The organism is Mesorhizobium sp. M2E.F.Ca.ET.219.01.1.1, assembly GCF_004016445.2.
In the GTDB taxonomy this organism is placed as follows: domain Bacteria; phylum Pseudomonadota; class Alphaproteobacteria; order Rhizobiales; family Rhizobiaceae; genus Mesorhizobium.
In genome coordinates this window covers 1-1,413 of the sequence record NZ_SADT02000024.1, presented here as the reverse complement: position 1 = coordinate 1,413, position 1,413 = coordinate 1, and the positions used below count along the sequence as shown (strand labels likewise).

1 pseudogene is annotated in these 1,413 nt (G+C 59.5%); it reads left to right on the top strand.

Annotation, left to right across the window (positions count from 1 at the left end):
* Window positions 1-44: 44 nt before the first annotated feature.
* Window positions 45-1,413: pseudogene (locus tag EN862_RS34710) on the top strand (IS3 family transposase); the annotation flags it as partial.

The window sequence follows — 1,413 nt, the reverse complement described above, 5'->3', positions numbered from 1 at the left end:
TGAACTGACCCCCGAAAGTTGGACACAACCTTCGGGGGTTTTGCATGTCCAAGCACAGTCCGCGTTTCAAGCGCTCGGTTGTCGATAGCTATTTGTGTGGGAATGAAAGCTACGCGAGTGCTGGGTCGAAGCGTGGAGTTGACGCGGCGACTGTCCGCAAGTGGGTTGGCCTGTACCAGGCGCATGGCGATGCCGGGCTGTCTGGCAAATACGGTCGTTACGACGCGGCGTTCAAGCTGTGCGTGCTCGAGCGGATGTGGAAGGAAGGCCTGTCCTATCGCCAGACGGCGGCGCTGTTCAATATCCGCAATGCCAGTTGCCTGGCGGGCTGGGAGAAGCGCTATCATGCTGGCGGGATAGAGGCGCTCGGCCCACGTCCCAGAGGACGCCCCATGTCGAAGCCGCCGGCCCCCGCAGTGCCTGTTGCAGCCAGTGACGAGGCCAAAAGCCGTGAAGAACTGCTGGCCGAACTGAAGCAGCTGCGGATGGAGAACGCCTACCTAAAAAAACTGAAGGCCTTAACGCAGGAACACGCGCCCAAAAAGCGCAAGCCGTCCAGGCGTTAAGGCCGTTGCATCCGCTTAAGGGCCTGCTCGAACTGGCGAAGCTGCCGCGCAGCACGTTCTATTACGGGCAAAAGGCAGCTTCGCGCCCAGACCGCCATGCGGCGCTGAAGGAGGCGATCAAGGCCATCTTCGACAGCCACAAGGGCCGCTATGGCTATCGCCGGGTGACCGCGCAACTGCGCCAGTTGGGTCAACGCGTCAATCACAAGACGGTCCAGAGCCTGATGGCCGGGATGGGATTGAAGTCGCTGGTCAGGCCGAAGAAGTATCGTTCCTACAGGGGCGAGGTTGGGCGGACCGCTCCCGATCTCTTGCAGCGCAAGTTCAACGCGGAGCGCGCCAACCGCAAATGGGTGACCGACGTGACGGAGTTCAGCGTGGCCGGCGACAAGCTCTACCTGTCACCCATCATGGACCTCTACAATGGCGAGATCCTCGCGTTCGAAACCTCACGAAGGCCGCTGTTCAAGCTGGTGGACAATATGCTGACCAAAGCCCTTGCCCGGCTCGATGAGGACGAACGGCCAATCCTGCATTCCGATCAGGGATGGCAATACCAGATGCCGGCATTCCAGCGCAGGCTGGAAGCCAGAGGCCTTGCTCAGAGCATGTCACGCAAAGGCAATTGCCTCGACAACGCACCGATGGAGAGCTTCTTCGCCACGCTCAAGTCCGAACTCTTCCATCCGGAAAGCTTCGACACCGTCCAAAGCCTCGACAAGGCCATCGAGCGCTACATCGACTATTACAACCACCGCCGCATCAAATTGAAACTGAAAGGGCTGAGCCCTGTGCAATACAGGACCCAGCCCTTAAACCTACCCAGCTCAATGAACCGTCCAACTTT